Origin of the sequence: Pseudoduganella violaceinigra DSM 15887, assembly GCF_000425385.1 — a bacterium.
Lineage (GTDB): Bacteria > Pseudomonadota > Gammaproteobacteria > Burkholderiales > Burkholderiaceae_D > Rugamonas > Rugamonas violaceinigra.
On the sequence record NZ_AUDI01000004.1, the window covers coordinates 348,258 to 371,467 of the forward strand.

Below are 23,210 nucleotides of genomic sequence, written 5' to 3' on the forward strand. Positions count from 1 at the left end.
ATGTCTGTCTTGATGACATCTGTGCCGGTGGCGCAGGTTCGGAAGTGGGGCGGCGCGTACGCGTCGGGCGCACTGAGTTTTGCTGCGGCGCGCGTCGCACGCATTGTTTTGCAACGGGAGCCGATGGCAAGTGAAGCCTTGTCGTGGACTACTCTCTATAGCTGCCAGGGTGAGGCCGTGCGCGGCCGTGCCGAGCTGGCGCTGCATTTGCTGGCCCGTCCGGAACTGGCGGAGCTGGATGCCAAGGAGCGCCTGCGGCGTGCCTACAACGCGGTGTTCGACCGCTACGATGCGTCGCAGCCGGCGGATATGGCTTATTGGCTCAGCCAGATGACGGCCGGGCGCGAGCTGGCTGCGCTGGTGCGCCATGAACTGGTGCCGCTGTTTGAGTCCGGCTACCGCTCCAGCCCTTGCGCGTCGCCGGCGACGGCGCGCTCGCCGCTGTTTGTCGTGCGGGATGGCTCGGGTTTGCCGCTGGTGTTTACGCTCGGCTCCAACCGTTCGCTGTACCTGTTCCGCCGCACGCCGTTCGGCCGCTGGTCGCAGACGGATTTGAGCGGCATGCTGCCGCTGAACCAGCCGGGCAAGGTGCAGGCGCTGGATGTGCAGCAGGCCCCGGACGGTACGATCGCGCTGGCGCTGGCTGTTGCGCCATGGGCCAGCGGCGGCGGGCCTACCTTGCATGTTGCTGTTGGCATTTCAAACCAGCTCGATGAAACGGGCTGGGTGGAAGTCATGCGCGGCATGGCTGCGCGCCATGTGCCGGAGGTGGAGGAGCCGGTGACCCGCATTGCCTTTGGCCTCTTGCAGTCGGGCGCCGTGCCGATGGTGTTGGTGACCGCTGAGAATACCTGGTATTTCAATGCTGCGGCGGAAGGGGCCTTGATTGCCTGGGACGACGAAGGGGCAGAGCCTTCGCTGGCGACCGCCCTGGGCAGCTACCGCGTGCCGGGCGCCTGGCGTCTGAGCGAGACGCCGTCGGGCCGTATGCTGCGCTTCAACAGCTTTGCGCGCGCTGCGGCATGGGGGATCGCAATCGATTATCAGGGCTTGCCGCGCCGGGCGAACGGGCTGCATCTGGCGCCTTCCAATGTGCCGAACGTGCCGGATGTCTTTGTCGCGGGCGATAGCATCGTCGTGTATCGCGGCGGGCAGTCGGTGCCGCAGCCTGTGGCGAATATTGGCGGCGCTTGCGTGGTCTGGAGCGAGGCGACTGCGGTTGGCGAGTATCTGGCTTACGGCGATGGCGCAGGCGGACTGTGGCTGGTGTGCCGGCGGCAGGGCGGGCACTGGAGCATGCCGGTGCCGATTGCGACGACGCTGGTGATGGCGGCGCTGATGGCCGCGCCGAATCATGGCGGCGTGCACGCGATCGGCATCACCCCAGGCGGGGCGCTGGCCTGGCTGCGCTTTAATGCCGATGGCGCGCAGGTTGGGGCGGAGGAGATTACCCAGGCTGCGGTCTGGGACGATGAGGCGCAAGATGTGCAGCGCGCCGCACGCGTAACCCGCAGCGTGGCTTAAGGGCGGTCGCGCAACAGCAGTGCGTCGATGATGCCGGCGAGCCAGCAGGCGACCAGGATCCATGCGGCCGTGTCGGCGCCGGGGACGAAGCTGGTTTCGTGCAGGCGGGCGGAAATGGCGAACGGGTCGGGGGCCAGGGTGCCGTTCAGGGCTTCTTCCATCAGGGTTGCGGTGGCCGCCCATACGCCGTACATGATCCAGCAGAACGATGCCAGGGCGGGCAGCAGGATGGCTGCTCCGCGCTTGGGGCGTTTGAGGACCATGAGTTGGCCTAGGCCGGGGAAGGCCAGGCCGGAGAGCAGGGCGGCTTTTGTTGTTTGCTTCATTCATTCTCCAACGCGGCGGTCGCGGACCAAAGGTGTCTGACCCTCCGGGTCTGACACCGGTTTACCGGTTTTACATAGCAAAAACGCCGGCACCTCACGGTACCGGCGTTTTCCTTTTCAGGCAAGAGCCAGATTAAGCGTAATCGCTAACCGGGATGCAGGCGCAGAACAGGTTGCGGTCGCCGTACACGTTGTCGGCGCGGCCCACCGGCGGCCAGTACTTCTGCTTGCGCAGCGACGGTACCGGGTAGGCTGCCACTTCGCGGCTGTACTTGCGTTCCCACTTGTCGGCCAGCAGCACCTCGGCGGTGTGCGGGGCGAACTTCAGCGGGTTGTCCAGCTTGTCGAATTCGCCCGATTCCACTTTGGCGATTTCGGCGCGAATGGCGATCATCGCGTCGATGAAGCGGTCCAGTTCAACCTTGGATTCGGATTCGGTCGGCTCGATCATCAGCGTGCCTGGAACAGGGAAGCTCATGGTCGGCGCGTGGAAGCCGAAGTCCATCAGGCGCTTGGCGACGTCTTCGTTGCTGATGCCGGTGGCATCGGTCAGTGGACGCAGGTCCAGGATGCACTCGTGCGCCACCAGGCCGTCGTGGCCCGAGTACAGCACCGGGAAGTGCGGCGCCAGGCGGCGCGCGACGTAGTTGGCGTTCAGGATCGCGGTTTCGGTTGCCGCGGTCAGGCCTTCGCCGCCCATCATGGCGATGTACATCCAGGAGATCGGCAGGATCGATGCCGAGCCGAACGGAGCGGCCGAGATCGAGCCGATGCCGTCTTCGCTGCGCACGTAGCCGTTGGAACGCTGGTTCGGCAGGAACTTGGCCAGGTGGGCGCCAACGCCGATCGGGCCGACGCCTGGGCCGCCGCCACCGTGCGGGATGCAGAAGGTCTTGTGCAGATTCAGGTGCGAGACATCGCCGCCGAACGCGCCCGGGCCGGCCACGCCGACCAGTGCGTTCATGTTGGCGCCGTCCACGTAGACCTGGCCGCCGTGCGAGTGAATGATTTCGCACAGTTCGGTGATGCCGTCTTCGAACACGCCGTGGGTGGACGGGTAGGTCACCATCACGCAGGCCAGGTTCTTGGAGTGTTGTTCGGCCTTGGCTTTCAGGTCGGCCAGGTCAACGTTGCCCTTGTCGTCGCAGGCGGTCACGACAACCTGCATGCCCACCATGGCGGCGGAAGCAGGGTTGGTGCCGTGCGCCGAGGATGGGATCAGGCAGATGTTGCGGTGGCCTTCGCCGCGCGATTCGTGGTACTTCTTGATCACCAGCAGGCCGGCGTATTCGCCCTGCGAGCCGGCGTTAGGCTGCAGCGAGACGGCGGCGTAGCCGGTCACGGCGCACAGCATTTCCTCCAGCTGGGCGATCATCTCGCGGTAGCCGACGGTCTGGTCGTTTGGTGCGAACGGGTGGATGGTCGAAAACTCCGGCCAGGTCACCGGGATCATTTCGCTGGTGGCGTTCAGCTTCATGGTGCAGGAGCCCAGCGGGATCATGGTGCGGTCCAGCGCCAGGTCCTTGTCGGCCAGGGAGCGCAGGTAGCGCAGCATTTCGGTTTCGCTGTGGTAGCGGTTGAAGGTCGGGTGCTCCAGGTAGGCGGAGCTACGCACCAGCGCTTCAGGGAAGTTGCGGCCCACGGAAGCTTCAACAGCGTCGAAGTCAGGCGCAGCCTTGCCGCCGCTGAACACGTTCCACAGCGCGGCGATGGTGTCGCGGTCGGTGGTTTCATCCAGCGATACGCCGACGTGCTTGGCGTCGATCTTGCGCAGGTTGATGCCGGCGGCAACCGCGGCTGCGTGCAGGGCGTCGACCTTGTCGGTGGCGATGGTCAGGGTGTCGAAGAAGGACTCGTTGACCGAGTAGCCCAGGGACTTCAGGTTGGCGGCCAGGATGCCCGTGAAGCGGTGGGTGCGCTCGGCGATCTGTTTCAGGCCTTTCGGGCCGTGGTAGACGGCGTACATGGAGGCCATCACGGCCAGCAGCACCTGTGCGGTACAGATGTTGGAGGTGGCTTTCTCGCGGCGGATGTGCTGTTCGCGGGTCTGCAGCGCCAGGCGGTAGGCCTTGTTGCCGTTCTGGTCGATGGTCACGCCGACCAGGCGGCCCGGCATGGAGCGCTTGTATTCGTCGCGGGTGGCCATGTAGCCGGCGTGCGGGCCGCCGAAGCCCAGCGGTACGCCAAAGCGCTGCGAGTTGCCGACCACGACGTCGGCGCCCCATTCGCCCGGAGGGGTCAGCATGGTCAGCGCCAGCAGGTCGGCGGCCACGATCACCATGGCGCCGGTGGACTTCACGGTTTCAACGGCGGCGCGGTAGTCGCGCACCACGCCGTTTACGCCAGGGTATTGCAGCAGCACGCCGAAAGCGTCGGTCACGCCGGCCAGTTCGGACGGGTCGAAGGTCTTGACGGTGATGCCCAGCGGCTCGGCGCGGGTCTGCACCACTTCCAGGGTCTGCGGCAGCACGTCGTTGGCGACGTAGAAGGTGTTCGACTTGGACTTGCCGACGCGCTGGATCAGGGTCATCGCTTCGGCGGCGGCGGTGCCTTCGTCCAGCATGGACGAGTTGGCGATGGCCATGCCGGTCAGGTCGATCAGCACCTGCTGGAAGTTCAGGATCGCTTCCAGGCGGCCCTGGGAGATCTCCGGCTGGTACGGGGTGTAGGCGGTGTACCAGGCCGGGTTTTCGAAGATGTTGCGCAGTACCACGCCCGGCGTGTGGGCGTTGTAGTAGCCCTGGCCGATCAGGGATTTCAGCACCTTGTTCTTGGACGCGATGCCTTTCAGCTTGGCCAGCGCTTCGTTTTCCGGCAGCGGCTGGAAGAATTGGCCCAGTTGCAGGGCGTTCTTGTTGCGGATGCCCGGCGGAACGATGGCATCGATCAGGGCGGCGCGGGTTGCGTAGCCGAGCACGTCCAGCATTTGCTGCTGTTCTGCGGCTTCCGGGCCGATGTGGCGGGCGATGAAGGCATCGCGGGCTTCAAGTTGGGTCAGGCTGGTGCGGGTCATGGTGGGAAATCTCTTGGCCAGAATGTGAAAAAGGCCGGCATGCAGCCGGCCCGGTAATGCGTGAATTAGTGCGCGACGTTGCCGTAAGCGGTTGCGTCCAACAGGCCGTTGATGGCGTTGGCGTCGCTTGGCTTGATTTTGAACAGCCAGTTGGCGTAGGCGTCGGCGTTGATCGACTCCGGCGCGCCGGTGACCTCATCGTTCACGGCAACCACTTCGCCCGATACCGGCGCGTAGATGTCGGAGGCGGCTTTCACCGATTCCACCACGGCGGCGTCGTCGCCGGCGGTGTAAGTGGTACCGACTTTCGGCAGCTCGACGAACACGATGTCGCCCAGGGCATCTTGCGCGAATTCGGTGATGCCGACGGTCAGGGTGCCGTCCGCTTCAGCGCGTACCCACTCGTGGGACTCGGTGTACTTCAGGTCTGCTGGAATGTTGCTCATATTGGCTCCAAGGCTAAGGTTATGTTATTCGTTTGATCTGGTCAGGCAACCAGGATTTTACCGTTACGGACGAAAGGCAGCTTTACCACGGTGGCGGCCAGCTTCTTGTCGCGGATTTCCACGTGCACGGTATCGCCCACATTCACGCCCATCGGCACGCGTGCCAGCGCGATGGCCTGCTGCATGGTAGGGGAGAAGGTGCCGGAGGTGATTTCGCCGGTTTCGCCGGAAGCGGCGATGACTTTCTGGTGGGCGCGCAGCACGCCGCCTTTTTCGCGCAGGATCAGGCCGACGAACTGGGCGTTCTGGCCCTTGGCCTGCAGGGCTGCCTTGCCGATGAAGTCGCGCTCGGAGACCAGGTCGATGGTCCATGCCAGGCCGGCGTCCAGCGGGTTCACGGTTTCGTCCATGTCCTGGCCGTACAGGTTCATGCCGGCTTCCAGGCGCAGGGTGTCGCGCGCGCCCAGGCCTGCTGGCTTGACGCCGGCGGCGTTCAGGGCGTTCCACAGCTTCTCGGCCTGTTCGGCGGCGACGCCGATTTCAAAGCCGTCCTCGCCGGTGTAGCCGGTGCGTGCCACCATGGCTTCGCCGAAGGCGGTGCCTGGCACCAGGGCGACGTTGAACGGTTTCATTTCAGCGGTGGCTTCTTTGGCCTGCGGGATCACTTCCCATACCTTGGCGCGGGCGTTCGGGCCTTGCACGGCGATCAGGGCCATGGCATTGGCGCCGTCGCGGCGCTGGGTGATGGTCAGGCCGGCGCCGGTGGCGTCGTTCTGCTGGTTCATCCAGGCGATGTCTTTTTCCGCGGTGCCGGCGTTGACCACCAGGCGGAACCATTCTTCGTTGATGAAGTAGATGATCAAGTCGTCGATGACGGTGCCTTCCGGGGTCAGCATGCAGGAATACAGGGCTTTGCCCGACACCTGCAGCTTGTCGACGTTGTTGGCGACCAGGCCGCGCAGGAAGGAACGTACATTGGCACCCTTGATGTCAACGACGCACATATGGGCCACGTCGAACATGCCGACGTCGCTGCGCACGGCGTGGTGTTCTTCGATCTGGGAGCCGTAGTTGACCGGCATGTCCCAGCCGCCGAAATCGACCATGCGGGCGCCAAGGGCACGATGAGCGTTGTTGAGTGGGGTTGCTTTGAGCGTCATTGATACCTCGGGCCACGAAGGGCAATAGGGGTTAATAAACGTAAACATAAGTACGCCTACCCCTCTGTCCTTGGTACCTGAGAGATAACGGGAAAGAATTCCCGCACGCCCCTTCGGTGGGCCCCGCGCCTTGGCGGGCCGCTCTCCAGAGTTTCAAGCCATTGCGGCTCCCTCGATCGGTCCTTTTGCCTGAGAGTTTCTGGGTAATGCCCCTTCGGCGCCAGCACCGGCTGGTCTCTCCCGATCAAGACTTGGGACTATATGACAGGAGGGCAATAAAGTCAAACTCGCGCCCCCTCGAACTCGGCACAATGCGGCCGGGTTAAGGGGCACGGAAACGCCAAGCGCGCAGGCCCTTTGCGACAAAGCGAACGCGGCTTGAGCGTGCCCTTCAGCTGGCGGAAAAGCGCGTTTGCTGTCCAGAACTGGCACGCATGTGTGCGAACTGCTGGATAAACGGTGACTGGAACATACCAGTCCGCCAGCCTGCGCTAGAATGTTTGGAACATCCATCTCCACAAGTGGAGCGACCATGAGCGAAGACAAACAGAAGGCGGACAAGGTAGCGTGGTTCACCCTGTCCGGTGATGTGAACAGCGATATGGTGCACCGTGTTTTCGATGCGGTGGCTGACATGACGGATGACGGCATTGAAACTGCCCATATCCTGATCCAGTCCAACGGCGGCTATGTCAGCGACGGCCTTTGCCTGCACAACTACCTGCGCAACCTGCCGATCAGGATCATTACCTACAACGGCGGCGCGGTGGCGTCGATTGCCGTGATCCTGTTCCTGTCAGGTCACGAACGGTATGCTAGCGAGACCGCGCGCTTCATGGTGCACAAATCGCATGCCAGTGCGCCGCATGGTGCGCGGCCCGATGCCTTGCGCATCATCGTGGAAGGGCTGCAAGCGGACGATGCGCGTACGGAATCGATCCTGCGCAAGCATGTCCAGCTGACTGACGAGCATTGGAATATCCACGCCTATTCTGACTTGCACCTCACGGCGCAAGAGGCGGCCAAAGTCGGCTTGGTGAACGAAGTTGCCGACTTCCGGCCGCCGAAGGGAAGGCGCGTCACGAATATCTGAGCGCCCAAGTAAGGCAGCCCGGACGCTCGTCCCGGGCCACCCTGGCTTCACTCAACGCTTTCCGCTACGGCTGGAGGGCGTTTTCTTGTCCGTCTTTGGTTGGCGGCCGACATCCGATTGCTGGTTCGATGGTTGCGCGCCCGACAGCGAACCCTGGTCCGCAGCCTGGCGCGTGCCCGAACTCGAACCCTGCTTGCTCGACTGTTGCCTGGACTTTTTCATGATAGTTCCTTTCTAAAGGATCGGAACTTCATCATGCTTTGTGTAATAGTAAAGGTGAATCAGAAGCCAACTAGCAGGTTTGTAGGATTAGTCCTGCACCATTGTGGTGCGAGCTCAACAGTTTTGCGGCATTCAATAAAATATTTGCAGATTCTTTTCGTTTGGCCATTGCCGGGTGGAAATAATGTGCGACAATTCGAATAACCCTCAAAGTCAGGCACTAACATGTTTCCAGAAAACCCAACATCTGCGGCGCAAAAAAAGGCGGTTACGCCGCGGCATGCTTTGCTGGAAACGTTGATTACCCTGGTCAAGAAGCATGTCAGCGAGCAGTTCAACGAATTGTCCACCGAGTGGGCCGGCGACCTGGTCGACGTGACCGAGGCCGGCGACGTCAAGAATTTGCAGGCCCGCCTGCGCGCAGGGAACCGCCTGCGCACCGATCATTACGCCTTCCTTACTACTTTCACCAAGCAGCTGGAGAGTGATCTCCGCAGCGAGATCGCGCTGCTGGCTCCCGGTCAGAAAGTCCAGGCCCCCAAGCTGGCCGATATGCTGTCGCTGGTGTCCATGGAAGAAATGGACACCAAGGTGAGCCTGAGCAGCTTCAGCAAGGCGTTTGAGATCAAGTATTCCGATGCCTTGGCGACGCTGAATGTGCGCCTGGCTTTCCTGCTTGACCGCGAGATCCTGCGGATCAACCAGAACCCTTTCCGTCCTGAAGTGTTCCTGGGGGCGTTCCAGCAAGCTTGGGTGGACTTTATCCAGGACGAGGAAGGCAACGAGCTGATGAAGTCGTTCCTCCGTCCGGACGACTTCTTCAATCTGGCCCCCATGCTGGATGAGCTGAACACCGCGCTTGAGCGCAAGGGTGTCGGCCCGGGCTCGGTGGAAAAGCACAAGTCGCGCCGCGCGGACTCGCACGACGCCTCGCAATCCTCACGCAAAAAGAACCAGCAAGCGGACCTGGCCGAGCAACTGCGTCAATTCTTCTCCGGCGCCGGTGATCCTCAGGCTGGCGGCAATGCTGGGCCGAGTGGTTTCGACCAGTTGGGCGACCTCGATCTTTCCCTGCCAACCCTGAGCGTGGCGCCCGGCCTGTATGGCGCGCCGGCCCACATGGCGGATCACTCGGGTGCGCATGCGGGCGCCGCACCGGCGATGCACGCAGCGGGCCAGTCCATGCCGGCACCGGGGATGGTGCCAGGCGTTCCGCTGCAGGGTGCTGCGCCGATGATGGCTGGCGTCCCGGGCGCGCCCATGGCGGGCGGCATGATGATTCCTTCCGGCGGCGTTGTCGCCGGTGGCGGCATGCCTGTCGGCGGTCCGGCGATGGCTGGCGCTGGTGTGCCAGGCGGCATGATGGCGGGCGTGTCGGTGCCTGGCGTGCCGGGCGGCGTGGCCGTTCCGCAAGGCGGATGGGTGCAAGGACCGGCCCAAGGCTTCCATGGCGGCGCCAATAATGAGGCGGCCCAGCGCGCATCGCTACTGAACGCCAAAGAGCCGCTGATGAATTTCCTGGCGCAGTTGCAGCGCTCTGTGCCGTCCGGCGCGGTATTTACGGGCGGCGATATCGGTGCACTGCCGGTACCAGGCCTGGGCGGCGCCTTTACCCCGGCGCTGGCTTCTGCGCCGGCGCAGGCTGGCGGAGGCGTCATGCCGGCCCCGGGCTTTGCCGTCGGCGGCGGTTCGATGGGCAATGTCTTCCTGTTGCCGCAGATCAAGGAACAGGCGCCGGCAGGCAGCCTGAGCCGCGCTGACGAGGGCACGATTGACTTGCTGTCGGCGGTGTTCGACACCGTGTTCCGCGACCAGAGTATTTCGCCTGAAATCCGCAACCTGATCCGCTTCCTGCAGATTCCGGTGCTGAAGGCGGCCCTGGTCGACAAGAATTTCTTCTTCCAGGAAGCGCACCCGGCGCGCCGCATGATCGAGCTGCTGTCGCGCATGGGCTGGGAGAACCACAAGGATCCGGATGATCCGCTGTACAAAGCCATGCAGCGCAGCGTGGAAATGGTCAGCAAGGACCATGAAGAAGAGCTGACCGTCTTCACCGAGGCGGTCAATGAGCTGGAAGCGTCGATCAAGGCGGACGAAGCGGCTGCCGCGGCGGCCATGGCGGAGCCGATCGCCCAGGCGCTGAAGCAGGAAAAAATGTCGGTGGCCGCCAAGTCGGCCAAGGATGCCGTGGCGCTGCGCATCGGCACCGGCGAAGTGGTGGCCATTGTCGAGGCCTTCCTGGAAAACAAGTGGGTCTCGGTGCTGACGATTGCCTACAGCGTCGAAGGCGAGAAGCCGGGCGCGGTGAACAACGCGACCCAGACCATGGATGACCTGATCTGGAGCGTGCGTCCGAAGTTTAGCCAGGATGACCGCAAGAAGTTGATCGCCAAGCTGCCGGGCTTGCTGTCCACGCTGAACAAGTGGCTCGATGTGATCAAGTGGCAGGATGCCGACCGCCTGCAATTCTTCGCCGAACTGGCTGAGTGCCATGCTTCGATCGTGCGTGCGCCGATCGAGATGTCGCCGGATCGCCAGGTTGAGATCGCGATGGAAGTGGCAAAGCAGGACGCCGAGCGCCGCATCCAGTTGCAAGCGGTGACCGAAGTGAAGGCGGAAGAAGCGCCGCAGGAGGACGACGACGCCACGATCGAGGTCGACAGCCTGACACGCGGCATGTGGCTGGAGTTCGACCAGGACGACGGCAGCAAGCGCAAAGTCAAGCTGGCCTGGATCAGCCCTCTGAAGACGCTGTATATCTTCTCCACCAGCGGGCGCCAGGAAGCGTTCTCGATTACGGGCGAGGCCATGGCGCAGCAGTTCCGCGAAGGCACCGTGCGCCCGATCCGCACCGAGGGCGTGGTGGCTGCCGCGCTGTCGATCGCCATGGGCGGCGTCGCGGCGGTCAACGACGACCACCACGACATGCCGGCCAACGGCACCGCGTCTTAAGTCTTGCGCAGGACGGCGATCAGGCCGTCCGCCGCATCTTCAATGTAGTCCAGCACCAGGTCGAAGCCGTTTGCGCCACCGTAGTAGGGGTCGGGCACCACGTCCGATCCGGAGCGCGAGGCAAATTCCATGAACAGCCTGACTTTGTGCCTGTGCTGCGCAGGGCAGGCGCGCAGCAGGGTTTCCAGGTTGTCATGATCCATGGCCAGCACAACATCGAAACGCTCGAAGTCGTCGGCGGCGACCTGGCGCGCGCGCTGGGCGCTGAGGCCGTAGCCGCGGGCGGCCGCATGGCTGGCCGAGCGCGGGTCGGGCGGATTGCCGATATGGTAGGCGTGGGTGCCTGCCGAATCGATGTGCAAAGCGAGCCCGGCGGCCTGCGCGCGGGTGCGGAATACACCCTCCGCGGTCGGCGAGCGACAAATGTTACCCATGCATACAAACAGGATCGCGGTTCCAGCCTTCATTTTGTTCTTGCCCTACAGGGAAAATGGTATGATTAGCCACTTTTTTAACACGTCCCAGCGGGCGAAGTACAGATAAAACGTGCGTCTATCTTCCATTAAATTGTCGGGATTTAAGTCGTTCGTCGATCCCACCAATTTCCAGGTACCCGGACAGCTGGTCGGCGTGGTTGGTCCAAACGGTTGCGGCAAGTCCAATATTATCGACGCTGTGCGCTGGGTGCTGGGCGAATCGAAGGCGTCCGAGCTGCGCGGCGAGTCGATGCAGGACGTGATTTTCAACGGTTCCACCCATCGCAAGCCGGCCGGCCGCGCATCCGTGGAGCTGGTGTTCGACAACCAGGAGGGCAAGGCGTCCGGCCAATGGGGCCAGTACGCCGAGATCGCGGTCAAGCGCACGCTCACGCGCGACGGCACGTCCACCTATTACATCAACGGCCAGCCGGTGCGCCGGCGCGACATCCAGGACATCTTCCTCGGCACCGGTCTTGGTCCGCGCGCCTACGCGATCATCGGCCAGGGCATGATTTCGCGCATTATCGAATCGCGTCCGGAAGAGTTGCGCGTCTTCCTGGAAGAGGCGGCGGGCGTCTCGAAGTACAAGGAACGGCGCCGCGAGACGGAAAACCGGCTGCATGACACGCGCGAAAACCTGTTGCGCGTGGATGACATCCTGCGCGAGTTGAACAACAACCTGGAGAAGCTGGAAGGCCAGGCCGCCGTGGCGACCAAGTTCCACCAGCTGCAGTCGGACCAGGATGAGAAGCAGAAGCTGCTCTGGCTGCTGCGCAAGAACGAGGCCCAGAACGAGCAGGCCAAGTACTTCCGCGAGATGGAGCAGGCGCAGAACGACCTGGAAGAGCAGACCGCGAAACTGCGCAATGTGGAATTGACCCTGGAGCAGATGCGCCAGGCCCACTTCGCCGTCGGCGACCGCCTGCACCAGGCGCAGGGTCACCTGTACCAGACCAACGCCGAAATCGGCAGCCTGGAAGCCCAGATCAAGTTCGTGATCGAATCGCGCACCCGCCTGCAGCAGCAGCTGGCCACCCTGACCGCACAGCGCGACCAGTGGCAGCAGCAGGCGGAGGAGTACAGCGGCCAGGTGGCCGAGGCGGAAATCAATCTGGAGGAACTCTCGGCCCGGGTGGAGGAAGCGCGCATGCTGGCCGAGCAGAAGGGCGAACTGCTGCCGGTGCTGGAGCAGGAATGGCGCGAAGCGCAGACCCGGAGCACGGAGTCGCGCGCCCGCATCATGCAAGCGCAGCAGCAACTGGAGCTGGAGTCGGCGCACCAGCGCAACGCCTCCAACATCCTGGCCGGCCTGGCCACGCGCAAGGAGCGCCTGCAGCAGGAAAAGGGCGGCCTTGCCATGCCCGATTCCTCGCATCTGTCGAACCTGAAGATGCAGCTGGAGGAAAAGCAGCAATCGCTGGAAGAGCAGAACATGATGCTCGACGAGGCGATGGATCAGCAGCCCAAGCTGGAAGAGGAGCGCCAGGCGGCGCAGGCTGCGGTGCAATCCGAGTCCGCCGCCACCCACCAGCTGGAAGCGCGCCTGAATGCGCTGCGCCAGCTGCAGGAGCGCGTGCAGACCGAAGGCAAGATCACGCCATGGCTGCAAAAACATGAATTGAACGAGCTGCCGCGGCTGTGGCAGAAGCTGGACATCGAAACGGGATGGGAGACGGCGCTCGAAGCCGTGCTGCGCGAGCGCACCTCGGCGCTGCAGGTGTCCAATATCGAATGGGCCAAGCATTTCTTCAGCGATGCGCCGCCGGCCAAGCTGGCGCTGTTCGCCCCCGCCGTTGCCGCTGCCACGCCCGCCAATACCGGCGCAGGCGCGCTGCGCCCGTTCGTGGACCTGCTGAAGCTGAACGATCCCGGACTGCGCGGCGTGCTGCAGGACTGGCTGCACAATGTCTTCCTGGCCGAGGACAGTGCCGGCGCCTTTGCCGCGCGCGGCACCTTGCCGGCCGGCGGTTGCTTCGTCACCAAGCAAGGCCACATCATCACCCAGTCGTCGGTGCGCTTCTACGCGGCCGACGACGAGCAGGCCGGCATGCTGGGCCGCCAGCACGAGATCGAGAACATCACCAAGCAGCTGCGCGCCCAGTCCATGCTGGCGGAAGAGGCCCGCGGACGGGCAGTGCGCGCCGACGCGGCCGTGGGCAACCATGGCCGCCTGCTGACCGAGCTGCGCGCCAAGGTCCAGAGCCTGACCGCCAGCGTGCATACCCTGCAGCTGGAAGTGGTCAAGCTGTCGGAAATCGAAGCCCGCTTCAACCAGCGCAGCAACCAGATCGAGAGCGACCTGGCCGAGATCGCGGCGCAGGAGGAAGAGCAGATGCAGGTCAAGCTCGAATCGGAGGAGAAATTCGAGCAGCTGGATATGGAGCTTGGCAACCTGCAAGGCGAGCACGAAGACGGCCAGACCGCTTTCATGCTCAAGGAGCAGCGCCTGGCCGATGCCCGCGAAGCCCTGCGCGAGCTGGAACGCAAGGCGCAGGAGGCGGAATTCGCCGAGAAGTCCGGCCGCAACCGCATCGACGAACTGCGCCGCAGCATCGCCACCGCCACCGCGCAAGTGGCGCAGGTGGCCGAGAGCCTGCAGGCGGGCAAGCTGGAACTGGAAGGACTGGAAGCCGGCACCGCCAACGAGGGCTTGCAGGATCTGCTGGACCGCCGCACGCAGCAAGAGCGCGCGCTGGCCGACGCCCGCCATGAGCTGGACCAGATCACGCAGCAATTGCGCCAGTTCGAAGACTCGCGCATGCAGTCGGAGCGCAGCCTGCAGCCGCAGCGCGACAAGATCACCGAGATGCAGCTGAAGGAGCAGGCCGCGCGCCTGAACCAGGAGCAGTTCGCCCAGCAACTGGCCGAGGTCCAGGCCGACGAAGCGGCGCTGGCCGAGAAGCTGCACCCGGACATGAAGGCTTCCTACCTGCAGGGCGAAGTAACGCGCCTGACCAACGCCATCGCCGCCCTTGGTGCCGTCAACCTGGCGGCCCTGGACGAACTGGCGACGGCGTCCGAGCGCAAGAACTTCCTCGACGCGCAGAACCGCGACCTGAACGAGGCCATTGCGACGCTGGAAGACGCGATCACCAAGATCGACAAGGAAACGCGCGACCTGCTGCAGGATACCTTCGACCGCGTCAACCAGAGCTTCTCCGAACTGTTCCCGATCCTGTTCGGCGGCGGCCAGGCCAAGCTGACCATGACGGGCGAGGAGATCCTCGACTCCGGCGTGCAGGTCATGGCCCAGCCGCCCGGCAAGAAGAACGCCACCATCCACCTGCTGTCCGGCGGCGAAAAAGCGCTGACCGCAACGGCCCTGGTGTTCTCCATGTTCCGCCTGAATCCCGCGCCGTTCTGCCTTCTGGACGAGGTGGACGCGCCGTTGGACGACGCCAATACCGAGCGCTTCTGCCGCATGGTCAAGCGCATGTCCGACCAGACCCAATTCCTCTTCATTTCGCACAACAAGATTGCGATGGAGATGGCCAACCAATTGATCGGTGTGACGATGCAGGAACAAGGCGTGTCGCGCATCGTGGCGGTGGACATGGAATCCGCCGCATCCTTCGCTACTGAGGCTCAAGCAGCATGATTATTACGGATTTTCAAATGAGTTTGATTGCTGGGGGCGTGGTGTTTGTCACCGGCGTCTACAGCTACAACAAATGGCAGGAATACAAGGTGAAGAAGCGCGTCGAGCGCGCCTTCGACGGCCAGCATGACGATGTGCTGATGCGCAGCGACGACGGGGTGCGCGCCGAACCGCGCTTCCACCTGGATGAAGTGCCGATGCCCGACGGCGGCTCGGGCGCCTACGGCGTGCCGGAGCATCTGGGCGGCCATGTCGGCGATGTCGCGGCGCCAGGCTTCGCGCCCGACGAGGCAGCGGTGCTGCCGGTGCGCAGCGCCGATGCCGGTGTGCCGGTCGAAGAGCTGGCGACCAGCCTGGTCGATCCGCTGATCGACTGCCTGCTGCCGCTGGAGCTCGAAGCGCCGGCACGGGGCGAAAAGCTGCTGCCTGCGCTGCAAAAGCTGCGCTTCGTCGGCAACAAACCGGTCCATTTCATCGGCCTGGCCGTGAGCGGCGATTGGGAACCGGTGCGCCATGGCGTGGTGTACACCAGGCTGCAGGGCGGGGTGCAATTGGCCAGCCGCAGCACGGCGCTGAATGAACTGGAGTACTCCGAGCTGGTGTCCCGCCTGCGCAGCGTGTCCGATGAAATCGGCGCCGAGCCGCAAATCCCCGACATGATCGAGGTGATGCAGGATGCCAGGAATCTGCACCGTTTCGTGGCCAACCACGATGCGCAGCTGGGCGTGAACCTGGCGTCCAACGGCGCGCCGTGGAATATCGCGACCCTGCTGGGGGCCCTGGAAAAACTCGGCTTCGACGTGCGTCCGGATGGCCGCTACGCGATGCCGGACGGCGAGGGCGGCCACCTGTTCTCCCTGTCCACCAATGTGACCCTGGCCGAGGAAACCACCGCGCGCCTGACGCTGCTGCTCGATGTGCCGTGCGTGGCGCCGGCCCGCGACGGCTTCGGCTCGATGATCGCCTGCGCCAAGAACCTGATGGCGCGCCTGGACGCGACCATTGTGGACGATGCCAACCAGCCGCTGGCTGACGAGACCCTGGCCAATATCGCCGGTCAGGTGAAAGAGTTTTACGACGATATGGCGGCGTCGGATATCCCAGCCGGCTCCACCCGCGCCCTGCGCCTGTTCAGCTGATCGGAATTATGAGCAATACCCCACACGCAACGCCGGCCGAACGCGCGGCCTGGCTGACGGCGGAGCTGAACCGCCACCTGCACGCCTACCACGTGCTCGACGCACCGACCATTCCGGACGCCGAGTACGACAAGCTGTTCATCGAGCTGCAAACCATCGAGGCGGCCCATCCCGAGCTGCAGGCCGCGGATTCGCCGACCCTGCGCGTGGGCGCGCCGCCGCTGGACGAATTCGCGGCCGTCACCCACGCCGTGCCGATGCTCTCGCTGAATAACGGCTTTGACGACGGCGACATCGAGAACTTCGACCGCCGCGTGCGCGAAGGCCTGGATGCGCAGCAGGTCGAATATGCGACCGAGGTCAAGTTCGACGGCCTGGCCATCAACCTGCGTTATGAAAACGGCGTCTTCGTACAGGGCGCCACGCGCGGCGACGGCTATACCGGCGAAGATGTGACGGCCAATATCCGCACCATCAAGGGCATTCCGCTGCGCCTGAATACCGACGCGCCGCCGCCGGTCCTGGAGGTGCGTGGCGAGGTGCTGATGTTCAAGGCCGATTTCGAGGCGCTGAACGCGCGCCAGCGTGAACTGGGCCAGAAGGAGTTCGTCAATCCGCGCAACGCGGCGGCCGGCGCGCTGCGCCAGCACGACTCGCGCATCACGGCGCAGCGCAAGCTCAGTTTCTACGCTTACGGCATCGGCGAACTGACCGGCGCCGAGCAGCCCGCCACGCATGGCGCGCTGCTGGACTGGTATGCCGAACTTGGTTTGCCGGTGTGCGCCGAGCGCGATGTGGTGCGCGGCAAGGACGGCTTGCTGGACTATTATGAGCGTATCGGCAAGGCCCGGCCGGCGCTGCCGTATGAAATCGACGGCGTTGTGTACAAGACCAACCGCTTCGAGGATCAGCGCGCGCTGGGCTTCGTCTCGCGCGCGCCGCGTTTCGCCCTGGCGCATAAATTCCCCGCCGAAGAGGCGCTGACCACGGTGCTGGCCATCGAGGTCCAGGTTGGCCGTACCGGCGCGATCACTCCGGTGGCGCGGCTGGCGCCCGTCTTTGTCGGCGGCGTGACCGTCACCAATGCGACGCTGCATAATGAGGACGAAGTGCGCCGCAAGGATGTGCGCGTGGGCGATACGGTGACTGTGCGCCGCGCCGGCGACGTGATCCCGGAAGTGCTGGCGGTGGTGCTGGACAAGCGCCCGATGCCGGCAGCTCCGATGTGGGCCTTGCCGGCCGCATGTCCGGTTTGCGGATCGCACGTGGTGCGCGAGGCTGACGAGGCGGTGGCGCGCTGCTCCGGCGGCTTGTTCTGCTCGGCCCAGCGCAAGGAAGCGATCCGCCATTTCTGCGGCCGCCGCATGATGGATATTGAAGGCCTGGGCGACCGCTATATCGACAACCTGGTCGAGTGCAAGCTGGTTGCCGGCGTGGCGGACCTGTTCCGCCTGACGCTGGACGATTTGCTGAAAATGAAGCGCCTGGCCGACGAGCGTGACGGCACCACGCCGGACACCGCCGCCCAGGGCAAGGTGCCGACCAAGTGGGCGGACAACCTGCTGGAAGCCATTGCCGCCAGCAAGCATCCGCCACTGGAGCGGCTCTTGTTCGCGCTGGGCATCCGCCACGTGGGCGAATCGACCGCCAAGACCCTGGCCGAGTGGCTGGGCAAGCTGGAACTGATCCGCAAGGCGCCGGCGGCGCTGCTGCGCGTGCTGCCGGATATCGGCGGCACCGTGGCCGAATCGATCGCCGACTTCTTCGCTGAAGAGCGCAACCAGGAGGCGCTCGATGCCTTGCTGGCCGCCGGCGTGGTACCGAAAGGCGAGCATGCGCCGAAAGCCGCGCTGCGTGAAAAGCTGGACCAGGTGGCGCTGCTCGCTGCGATGGGCATCCCGAAGATGACCGAGCCGCGTGCGCGCCAACTGGCGGAGCAGGGCATGACCCTGGAAGCGCTGTCGCATCTGACTGTCTACAATGTGTTCGGACTGCCGGCCGCGGTAGAGCAGGGGCTGGAAGGCTGGCTGGCAGAGCGGGCCAACCGCGACGCGTTGCTGGCGCTGCATGTGCTGCGCGAGGATTTGCTGGCCCAGCTGCCTGAGGTGGCCGAAGCGAAAGGCGCCATGACGGGCAAGACCTTCGTTCTCACCGGGACCCTGCCGACCATGAGCCGCGACCAGGCGCAAGCCTTGATCGAGCAGGCGGGCGGCAAGGTATCGGGCTCGGTGTCGAAGAAGACGTCGTATGTTGTCGCCGGCGCGGAAGCGGGCAGCAAGCTGGCCAAGGCGGAAGAACTGGGCGTGACGATTCTCGATGAAGCGGGCTTGCTCGCGCTGCTGGGAGGCTGAACATGGCTGTGCGTGAAATTCTGAAGATGGGCGATCCAAGGCTGCTGCGCGTGGCCGAGCCGGTGCGCGAGTTCAACACCAAGGAATTGCACGCCCTGATCGTCGACATGTTCGACACCATGCATGCCGCCAACGGCGCCGGCCTGGCCGCACCGCAGATCGGCGTCAACCTGCAGCTGGTGATCTACGGCTTCAAGACTAACACGCGCTACCCGGATGCGCCGCAAGTGCCGGAAACAGTGCTGATCAATCCCGTCCTGACGCCGCTTGGCGACGACATGGACGAGGCCTTCGAGGGCTGTCTGTCGGTGCCGGGTCTGCGCGGCAGCGTGCCGCGTTTCACCCGCCTGCATTACGAGGGCTTCGACCAGTTCGGCGAACGCATCGTGCGCGATGCCGACGGATTCCATGCGCGCGTGGTGCAGCATGAAGTCGATCATTTGCTGGGCATCCTTTATCCAGCACGGATCCGGGACTTCTCCAAGTTCGGATTTACGTCGGTGTTGTTCCCCGACCTCGACCCGGGCGACGACGACTGAGCCCGCGGTTGGCGGCATGGCCAATCTGGCGTAATATCCCGGCAAGTTTGTTTCTTGATCAATACAACGGATTTCCCAGATGAGCATCCCGTCGCACAACAACCCGCTCGAATTCAGCATCCGAGGCATTGTCCTCGGCGTGCTGATTACCCTGATCTTCACAGCGGCGCAGGTTTACCTCGGCCTGAAAGTCGGCCTGACCTTCGCCACCTCGATTCCCGCGGCCGTGATTTCCATGGCCCTGCTCAGCGCATTCAAGGATGCGACGATCCAGGAAAACAATATCGTGCAGACCATCGCCTCCGCCGCGGGCACGCTGGCGTCGGTGATCTTCGTGCTGCCTGGACTGCTGATGATCGGCTGGTGGGCGGAAATCCCGTTCTGGCCGACCTTCGGCGCTTGCGCGGTGGGCGGCGTGCTGGGCGTGATGTACACCATGCCGCTGCGCCGCGCGCTGGTGTCGCAATCGGACTTGCCGTATCCGGAAGGCGTAGCCGCGGCGGAAGTGCTGAAGGTGGGCACCCAGTCCCGCGCCGGCGCGCAAGAAGGCAAGGCCGGCCTGTGGGCTGTGATCTGGGGCTCGGTCGCTTCTGCCGTATTCGCCTTCCTCGGCGCGGCCAAGCTGATCGCCAGCGAGGTGGCGGCCTTCGTCCGCGTCGGCGGCGGTTCCACCGGCATGGGCGCGTCGAGCTCCCTGGCCTTGGTCGGCGCCGGCCACCTGATGGGCATTAGCGTCGGCGTCGCCATGCTGGTCGGCCTGGTGATCGCCTGGGGCGTGCTGGTGCCGCTGCTGACCAATTTGGACCCGCAGCCGGCAATGAGCGCCGCCGACCATGCCTTGCAGGTGTGGAGCACCAAGGTGCGCATGATGGGCGCCGGAACCATCGGCGCTGCCGCAATCGTTACGCTCGCCACGCTGGGCAAACCGGTGCTGGGCGGCCTGAAGTCCGCGCTGGAAACCGCGCGCCGCGTGAAAGCGGGCGGTGCGGACGTGCCGCGCGAAGACAAGGATATTCCGGTGTTCATCGTCGGCCTGGTGACCCTGCTGGCCATGGTGCCGGCAGGCTGGCTGCTGGCCTCCTTCCTGAAAGGCGGCGCGCTGGCCTCGATTTCCACCCCGCTGGTCCTGGTGGGCATCGCCTATATCGCCATTGCCGGCATGATGGCCGCCGCCGTGTGCGGCTATATGGCCGGCCTGATCGGTTCGTCCAACTCGCCGGTGTCCGGCATCGCGATCCTGACCATCCTCGGCGCGGCGACTTCGGTCGGCGTGGTGGGCCGCCACATCATGGGCCCGGACACGGCGCAGGCGCTGATCGCCTTTTCGCTGTTCGTCACCACGGTGGTGCTGGCGGTGGCGGTGATCGGTAACGACAACCTGCAGGATTTGAAAACCGGCCAACTGGTCGGCGCTACGCCATGGAAGCAGCAGGTCGCCCTGATCATCGGCGTGTTCGCCGGTTCCTGTGTGGTGCCGCCTGTGCTGGAGCTGCTGAACCATGCGTACGGCTTCGCCGGCGCCCCGAATGTCAACGCCATTTCCGCGCAGCCGCTGTCGGCCCCGCAGGCCACCTTGATTTCCACCCTGGCCAAAGGCGTGGTGGGCGGCGACCTGAAGTGGGACCTGATCGGCTACGGCGCACTGATTGGACTGGCGCTGGTGGCGCTCGACTTCATGCTGAAGCGCTCCAGCAGCAGCAAGTACAGCTGCGCGCCGCTGGGCGTCGGCCTGGCGATCTACCTGCCGTCGGCCGTAACTTCCCCGGTCGTGGTGGGCGCCATCGGCGGCTACTTCTTCGAAAAAGCCATGCGTGGCAAGAAGTACGGCGAAGGCGCTTCCCGCCTGGGCGTGCTGGTCATGTCCGGCTTCATCGTCGGCGAAAGCCTGTTCAATGTGGCGCTGGCCGGCTTGATCGTGCTGTCGAATAAGGGCGAGCCGGTGGCGATTGCCAACAGCATGTCCGAAGCGACCACGATGCTGATCGCGCTGGCCGTGGCGGCCGCCGTGGTGGTGGGCCTGTACCGCTGGTCGGCCAATTCGGCGCGCGCTATCGAGGCCTGATGGGCACAGGAGAAATCCTGCACAGCGCCGGCCAGGCCTTGTTCCTGATCGGCGCCGCCCCCTGGTCCCTGCTGGCGGGCGTGCTGGTTTTCTTCCTGGTGGCCGAAGTGCTGATGCTGGTCCCACGCATCGGCTTCGTTCTCAAATTCTGTGCGGCGGCCCTGCTGGCACCGCAAATCCTGGCGATGTTGCGCATCGCCTCCCTCGGCGAAACACCATCGCTGCGCATCCTCGCCGATGTCATCTACCTGCCGCCATCGACCATGCTGGTGCTCTGCGGCTGCGCCTTGCTTCCCTTCTTCCTTGGCCTGTCTTACTTTGCGGCCAGCGGTCGCACGGTCGCCTTGCGCTTCTTCTTCGGCAACGTCCGCAGGCAGAAAGCGCCGGAGGCGCGCCATTTCCTGATCTTCAAATTGCTCATGACGGTGGCTGCATTGCCGTTCACCTATGTCGCGCCCGCGGTGGTGTTGAAAGGCTATATTGGCGGTAACGCGCTGGAGCAGGGCCTGCTGGCCGGAATGCTGTATTGGCCTTCGCTGGCGGCGCTGCTGATGCTGGCGCTGGGATTTGAACTGCTCGTTTGGCTGTTGCCGCGCCGCGTGACGGCGCTGCTGGCGGCGCCGCTGGTGGCAGCCTTCCTGTTGTTCCTGTTTGCTTTCACTTATGCGCTTTCCGTGCGCGCTTTTGGAGTGTGACCATGACGCTATCGAGGATGGGGCAGGGGACCTGGAATATGGGCGAGCGTGCCGCCGACAAGGCCGCCGAAGTGCGCGCCCTGCAGCTTGGGCTGGACCTGGGAATGACGGTGATCGACACGGCGGAAATGTACGCCGAGGGCGGTGCGGAAAAGGTCGTCGGGGCTGCGCTGGACGGGCGCCGCAGCGAAGCCTACCTGGTCAGCAAGGTGCTGCCGCAGAATGCGTCGCGCAAGGGCGTGGTGACCGCCTGCGAAAAGAGCTTGAAGCGGATGAAAGTCCAGCATATCGACCTGTACCTGCTGCATTGGCGCGGCAGCGTGCCGCTGGCGGAAACGCTGGAAGGCCTGGTGGCGCTGAAGCAGTCGGGCAAGATCCACGAGTATGGCGTCAGCAACTTCGACTTGGCGGACATGAAGGAAGCCGCCGGATTGCCCGGCGGCGACGCGATTGAAGCCAACCAGGTGCTGTACAACCTGCGCCGGCGCGGCATCGAATGGGACTTGCTGCCTTGGTGCCAGGAACGCGGCGTATTGCTGATGGCCTATTCGCCGCTGGAATCCCACCGCAAGGAGCAGGAGCGGCTGCTGGCCGAGCCGGTGCTGGCCAGCCTGGCCGCCCGGCACCATGCCACGCCGGCGCAAATCGCGCTGGCATGGCTGCTACGCAAGGATGGCGTAATGCCGATTCCGAAAGCGGCCAGCGAGGCGCACGTGCGCGCCAATGCGGCGGCGATGACGCTGCGCCTGGAGCAGGAGGACCTGGCCCTGCTGGACAAGACGTTTGCGCCGCCACGGCGCGCGACGCCGCTCGACATGCTGTGAGCCGGCCGCCTCAGTAGCGGTAGCTAGCATAGACCGCCGCCGTGGGCGCCGTGCTGCGGCGGGTCAGCGGGCTGCGCGCGGCATCGCGCACCAGGGTGCTCGAGCCCAGCATGCCGGTCACGCTCCAGCGCGAATCGACCTTATGTTCCCAAGCGAAGTTCAGCACCGCCTCGTACATGCCGGCGCGCGGGCTGAATGGCTTGCGCCCGGTGCGCAGGGCCTGGGCCGCGTTGACGCCGTGATAGGTTTGCAGGTATTTGCTGTCGCCGAAGTTCGCGCCCAGGGACAAGGCCACCTTGTCGGTCTTGTCGTCGTGCAGGATACCGGTAAGTTCAACACCCGCGGTCTTGCCGTTTTCTTTATGGGAGAGCGGCAGCGAGAGGCTGGAACCCAGGACCAGTCCGGGCACAATGCTGTAGCCGGCGTGCAGATTGGCCGTGGCGCTGGCCTTGACGTCGCCCATGCCGCGCAACTCGGTGCTGCCGCGGCTGCCGGCCAGGCCGCTTTCATTCTTTTCCTTGCGCTCGCCGCGCACGCCGAGCGCCGCATCGAGCGAGAAGCCGCCCAGCGCAGTGCCGTAACCGAGGCCGCGCATGCTGCTGGCATAGAAGCCGTTGGCCATCTGGTAGTCGATGACGATGATGGGCGCGGCCTGCGTTTCTTTGGAGCCGGCATAGCGCGGTGCCGCGCCCAGGCCTGCGCCCAGGGTGAGAATGTTTTCTTCGGCTTGTACATTGGCGCAGCAGGCGAGGATGAGGAGTGATACGGGAAATTTCATGACTTTGTC

17 protein-coding genes and 2 riboswitches are annotated in these 23,210 nt (G+C 64.4%); of the genes, 10 read left to right on the forward strand and 7 right to left on the reverse strand.

Annotation, left to right across the window (positions count from 1 at the left end):
- On the forward strand, window positions 1–1,524 hold the full coding sequence (locus H597_RS0105410) for a hypothetical protein (RefSeq protein ID WP_154667969.1): 1,524 nt from the start codon (window positions 1–3) through the stop codon (window positions 1,522–1,524).
- Here the strand turns inward: H597_RS0105410 and H597_RS0105415 are convergent.
- The 4 genes from H597_RS0105415 to gcvT form a co-directional block, all read right to left on the reverse strand.
- Window positions 1,521–1,850 (reverse strand): hypothetical protein, encoded by a 330-nt coding sequence (locus H597_RS0105415; protein ID WP_028101236.1) that lies wholly within the window; start codon window positions 1,848–1,850, stop codon window positions 1,521–1,523. The genes H597_RS0105410 and H597_RS0105415 overlap by 4 nt on opposite strands.
- A gap of 133 nt (window positions 1,851–1,983) precedes the next feature.
- Window positions 1,984–4,863: an aminomethyl-transferring glycine dehydrogenase gene (gene gcvP / locus H597_RS0105420; protein ID WP_028101237.1), complete on the reverse strand. Its 2,880-nt coding sequence runs from the start codon at window positions 4,861–4,863 to the stop codon at window positions 1,984–1,986.
- 65 nt (window positions 4,864–4,928) lie between these two features.
- On the reverse strand, window positions 4,929–5,309 hold the full coding sequence (gene gcvH / locus H597_RS0105425) for a glycine cleavage system protein GcvH (protein ID WP_028101238.1): 381 nt from the start codon (window positions 5,307–5,309) through the stop codon (window positions 4,929–4,931).
- Window positions 5,310–5,350: 41 nt separating this feature from the next.
- Window positions 5,351–6,469, reverse strand: a complete 1,119-nt coding sequence (gene gcvT, locus H597_RS0105430; RefSeq protein ID WP_028101239.1) for a glycine cleavage system aminomethyltransferase GcvT — start codon at window positions 6,467–6,469, stop codon at window positions 5,351–5,353.
- Window positions 6,470–6,523: 54 nt separating this feature from the next.
- Window positions 6,524–6,628, reverse strand: a riboswitch (glycine riboswitch).
- 8 nt (window positions 6,629–6,636) lie between these two features.
- Window positions 6,637–6,722, reverse strand: a riboswitch (glycine riboswitch).
- Window positions 6,723–7,001: 279 nt separating this feature from the next.
- On the opposite strand from gcvT, the gene H597_RS0105435 reads away from it, so the two are divergent.
- A complete protein-coding gene (locus H597_RS0105435; protein ID WP_028101240.1) occupies window positions 7,002–7,562 on the forward strand; it encodes an ATP-dependent Clp protease proteolytic subunit in 561 nt (186 codons plus the stop codon).
- Between the two features lie 51 nt (window positions 7,563–7,613).
- Here the strand turns inward: H597_RS0105435 and H597_RS34695 are convergent, their stop codons facing one another.
- Complete coding sequence (locus tag H597_RS34695) at window positions 7,614–7,784, reverse strand: hypothetical protein (RefSeq protein WP_154667970.1); 171 nt, start codon at window positions 7,782–7,784, stop codon at window positions 7,614–7,616.
- A 225-nt stretch (window positions 7,785–8,009) separates the two neighbouring features.
- On the opposite strand from H597_RS34695, the gene H597_RS0105445 reads away from it, so the two are divergent.
- The gene (locus H597_RS0105445) at window positions 8,010–10,736 is read left to right on the forward strand and encodes a DUF1631 family protein (RefSeq protein WP_028101241.1); all 2,727 of its coding nucleotides are present in this window, start codon (window positions 8,010–8,012) and stop codon (window positions 10,734–10,736) included.
- Here H597_RS0105445 and H597_RS0105450 read toward each other — a convergent pair.
- Window positions 10,733–11,170, reverse strand: coding sequence for a low molecular weight protein-tyrosine-phosphatase (locus H597_RS0105450; protein ID WP_371850715.1), 438 nt, complete (start codon window positions 11,168–11,170; stop codon window positions 10,733–10,735). The two genes, H597_RS0105445 and H597_RS0105450, sit on opposite strands and share 4 nt — an antisense overlap.
- Window positions 11,171–11,282: 112 nt before the next feature.
- On the opposite strand from H597_RS0105450, the gene smc reads away from it, so the two are divergent.
- The 7 genes from smc (at window position 11,283) to H597_RS0105485 (ending at window position 22,423) form a co-directional block, all read left to right on the forward strand.
- Window positions 11,283–14,813, forward strand: coding sequence for a chromosome segregation protein SMC (smc, locus tag H597_RS0105455; protein WP_028101243.1), 3,531 nt, complete (start codon window positions 11,283–11,285; stop codon window positions 14,811–14,813).
- A gap of 17 nt (window positions 14,814–14,830) precedes the next feature.
- On the forward strand, window positions 14,831–15,952 hold the full coding sequence (locus tag H597_RS0105460; protein ID WP_083940971.1) for a cell division protein ZipA C-terminal FtsZ-binding domain-containing protein: 1,122 nt from the start codon (window positions 14,831–14,833) through the stop codon (window positions 15,950–15,952).
- An 8-nt stretch (window positions 15,953–15,960) separates the two neighbouring features.
- Window positions 15,961–18,303, forward strand: coding sequence for an NAD-dependent DNA ligase LigA (ligA, locus tag H597_RS0105465; RefSeq protein WP_028101245.1), 2,343 nt, complete (start codon window positions 15,961–15,963; stop codon window positions 18,301–18,303).
- Between the two features lie 2 nt (window positions 18,304–18,305).
- On the forward strand, window positions 18,306–18,842 hold the full coding sequence (gene def / locus H597_RS0105470) for a peptide deformylase (RefSeq protein WP_028101246.1): 537 nt from the start codon (window positions 18,306–18,308) through the stop codon (window positions 18,840–18,842).
- A gap of 79 nt (window positions 18,843–18,921) precedes the next feature.
- Window positions 18,922–20,904: an OPT family oligopeptide transporter gene (locus H597_RS0105475; RefSeq protein ID WP_028101247.1), complete on the forward strand. Its 1,983-nt coding sequence runs from the start codon at window positions 18,922–18,924 to the stop codon at window positions 20,902–20,904.
- Window positions 20,904–21,599 (forward strand): hypothetical protein, encoded by a 696-nt coding sequence (locus H597_RS0105480; protein WP_028101248.1) that lies wholly within the window; start codon window positions 20,904–20,906, stop codon window positions 21,597–21,599. The genes H597_RS0105475 and H597_RS0105480 overlap by 1 nt, the downstream gene beginning before the upstream one ends.
- A 2-nt stretch (window positions 21,600–21,601) precedes the next feature.
- Window positions 21,602–22,423 (forward strand): aldo/keto reductase, encoded by an 822-nt coding sequence (locus H597_RS0105485; protein ID WP_035373141.1) that lies wholly within the window; start codon window positions 21,602–21,604, stop codon window positions 22,421–22,423.
- 10 nt (window positions 22,424–22,433) lie between these two features.
- Here the strand turns inward: H597_RS0105485 and H597_RS29825 are convergent, their stop codons facing one another.
- The gene (locus H597_RS29825) at window positions 22,434–23,201 is read right to left on the reverse strand and encodes a MipA/OmpV family protein (protein WP_051293551.1); all 768 of its coding nucleotides are present in this window, start codon (window positions 23,199–23,201) and stop codon (window positions 22,434–22,436) included.
- Window positions 23,202–23,210 lie beyond the last annotated feature (9 nt).

Excerpts from the sequence above, each read along its gene's own strand:
- H597_RS0105410 (WP_154667969.1), top strand. The coding sequence starts at position 1 with ATGTCTGTCTTGATGACATCTGTGCCGGTGGCGCAGGTTCGGAAGTGG.
- H597_RS0105415 (WP_028101236.1), bottom strand. The coding sequence starts at position 1,850 with ATGAAGCAAACAACAAAAGCCGCCCTGCTCTCCGGCCTGGCCTTCCCC.
- gcvP (WP_028101237.1), bottom strand. The coding sequence starts at position 4,863 with ATGACCCGCACCAGCCTGACCCAACTTGAAGCCCGCGATGCCTTCATC.
- gcvH (WP_028101238.1), bottom strand. The coding sequence starts at position 5,309 with ATGAGCAACATTCCAGCAGACCTGAAGTACACCGAGTCCCACGAGTGG.
- gcvT (WP_028101239.1), bottom strand. The coding sequence starts at position 6,469 with ATGACGCTCAAAGCAACCCCACTCAACAACGCTCATCGTGCCCTTGGC.
- H597_RS0105435 (WP_028101240.1), top strand. The coding sequence starts at position 7,002 with ATGAGCGAAGACAAACAGAAGGCGGACAAGGTAGCGTGGTTCACCCTG.
- H597_RS34695 (WP_154667970.1), bottom strand. The coding sequence starts at position 7,784 with ATGAAAAAGTCCAGGCAACAGTCGAGCAAGCAGGGTTCGAGTTCGGGC.
- H597_RS0105445 (WP_028101241.1), top strand. The coding sequence starts at position 8,010 with ATGTTTCCAGAAAACCCAACATCTGCGGCGCAAAAAAAGGCGGTTACG.
- H597_RS0105450 (WP_371850715.1), bottom strand. The coding sequence starts at position 11,170 with ATGGGTAACATTTGTCGCTCGCCGACCGCGGAGGGTGTATTCCGCACC.
- H597_RS0105460 (WP_083940971.1), top strand. The coding sequence starts at position 14,831 with ATGAGTTTGATTGCTGGGGGCGTGGTGTTTGTCACCGGCGTCTACAGC.
- ligA (WP_028101245.1), top strand. The coding sequence starts at position 15,961 with ATGAGCAATACCCCACACGCAACGCCGGCCGAACGCGCGGCCTGGCTG.
- def (WP_028101246.1), top strand. The coding sequence starts at position 18,306 with ATGGCTGTGCGTGAAATTCTGAAGATGGGCGATCCAAGGCTGCTGCGC.
- H597_RS0105475 (WP_028101247.1), top strand. The coding sequence starts at position 18,922 with ATGAGCATCCCGTCGCACAACAACCCGCTCGAATTCAGCATCCGAGGC.
- H597_RS0105480 (WP_028101248.1), top strand. The coding sequence starts at position 20,904 with ATGGGCACAGGAGAAATCCTGCACAGCGCCGGCCAGGCCTTGTTCCTG.
- H597_RS0105485 (WP_035373141.1), top strand. The coding sequence starts at position 21,602 with ATGACGCTATCGAGGATGGGGCAGGGGACCTGGAATATGGGCGAGCGT.
- H597_RS29825 (WP_051293551.1), bottom strand. The coding sequence starts at position 23,201 with ATGAAATTTCCCGTATCACTCCTCATCCTCGCCTGCTGCGCCAATGTA.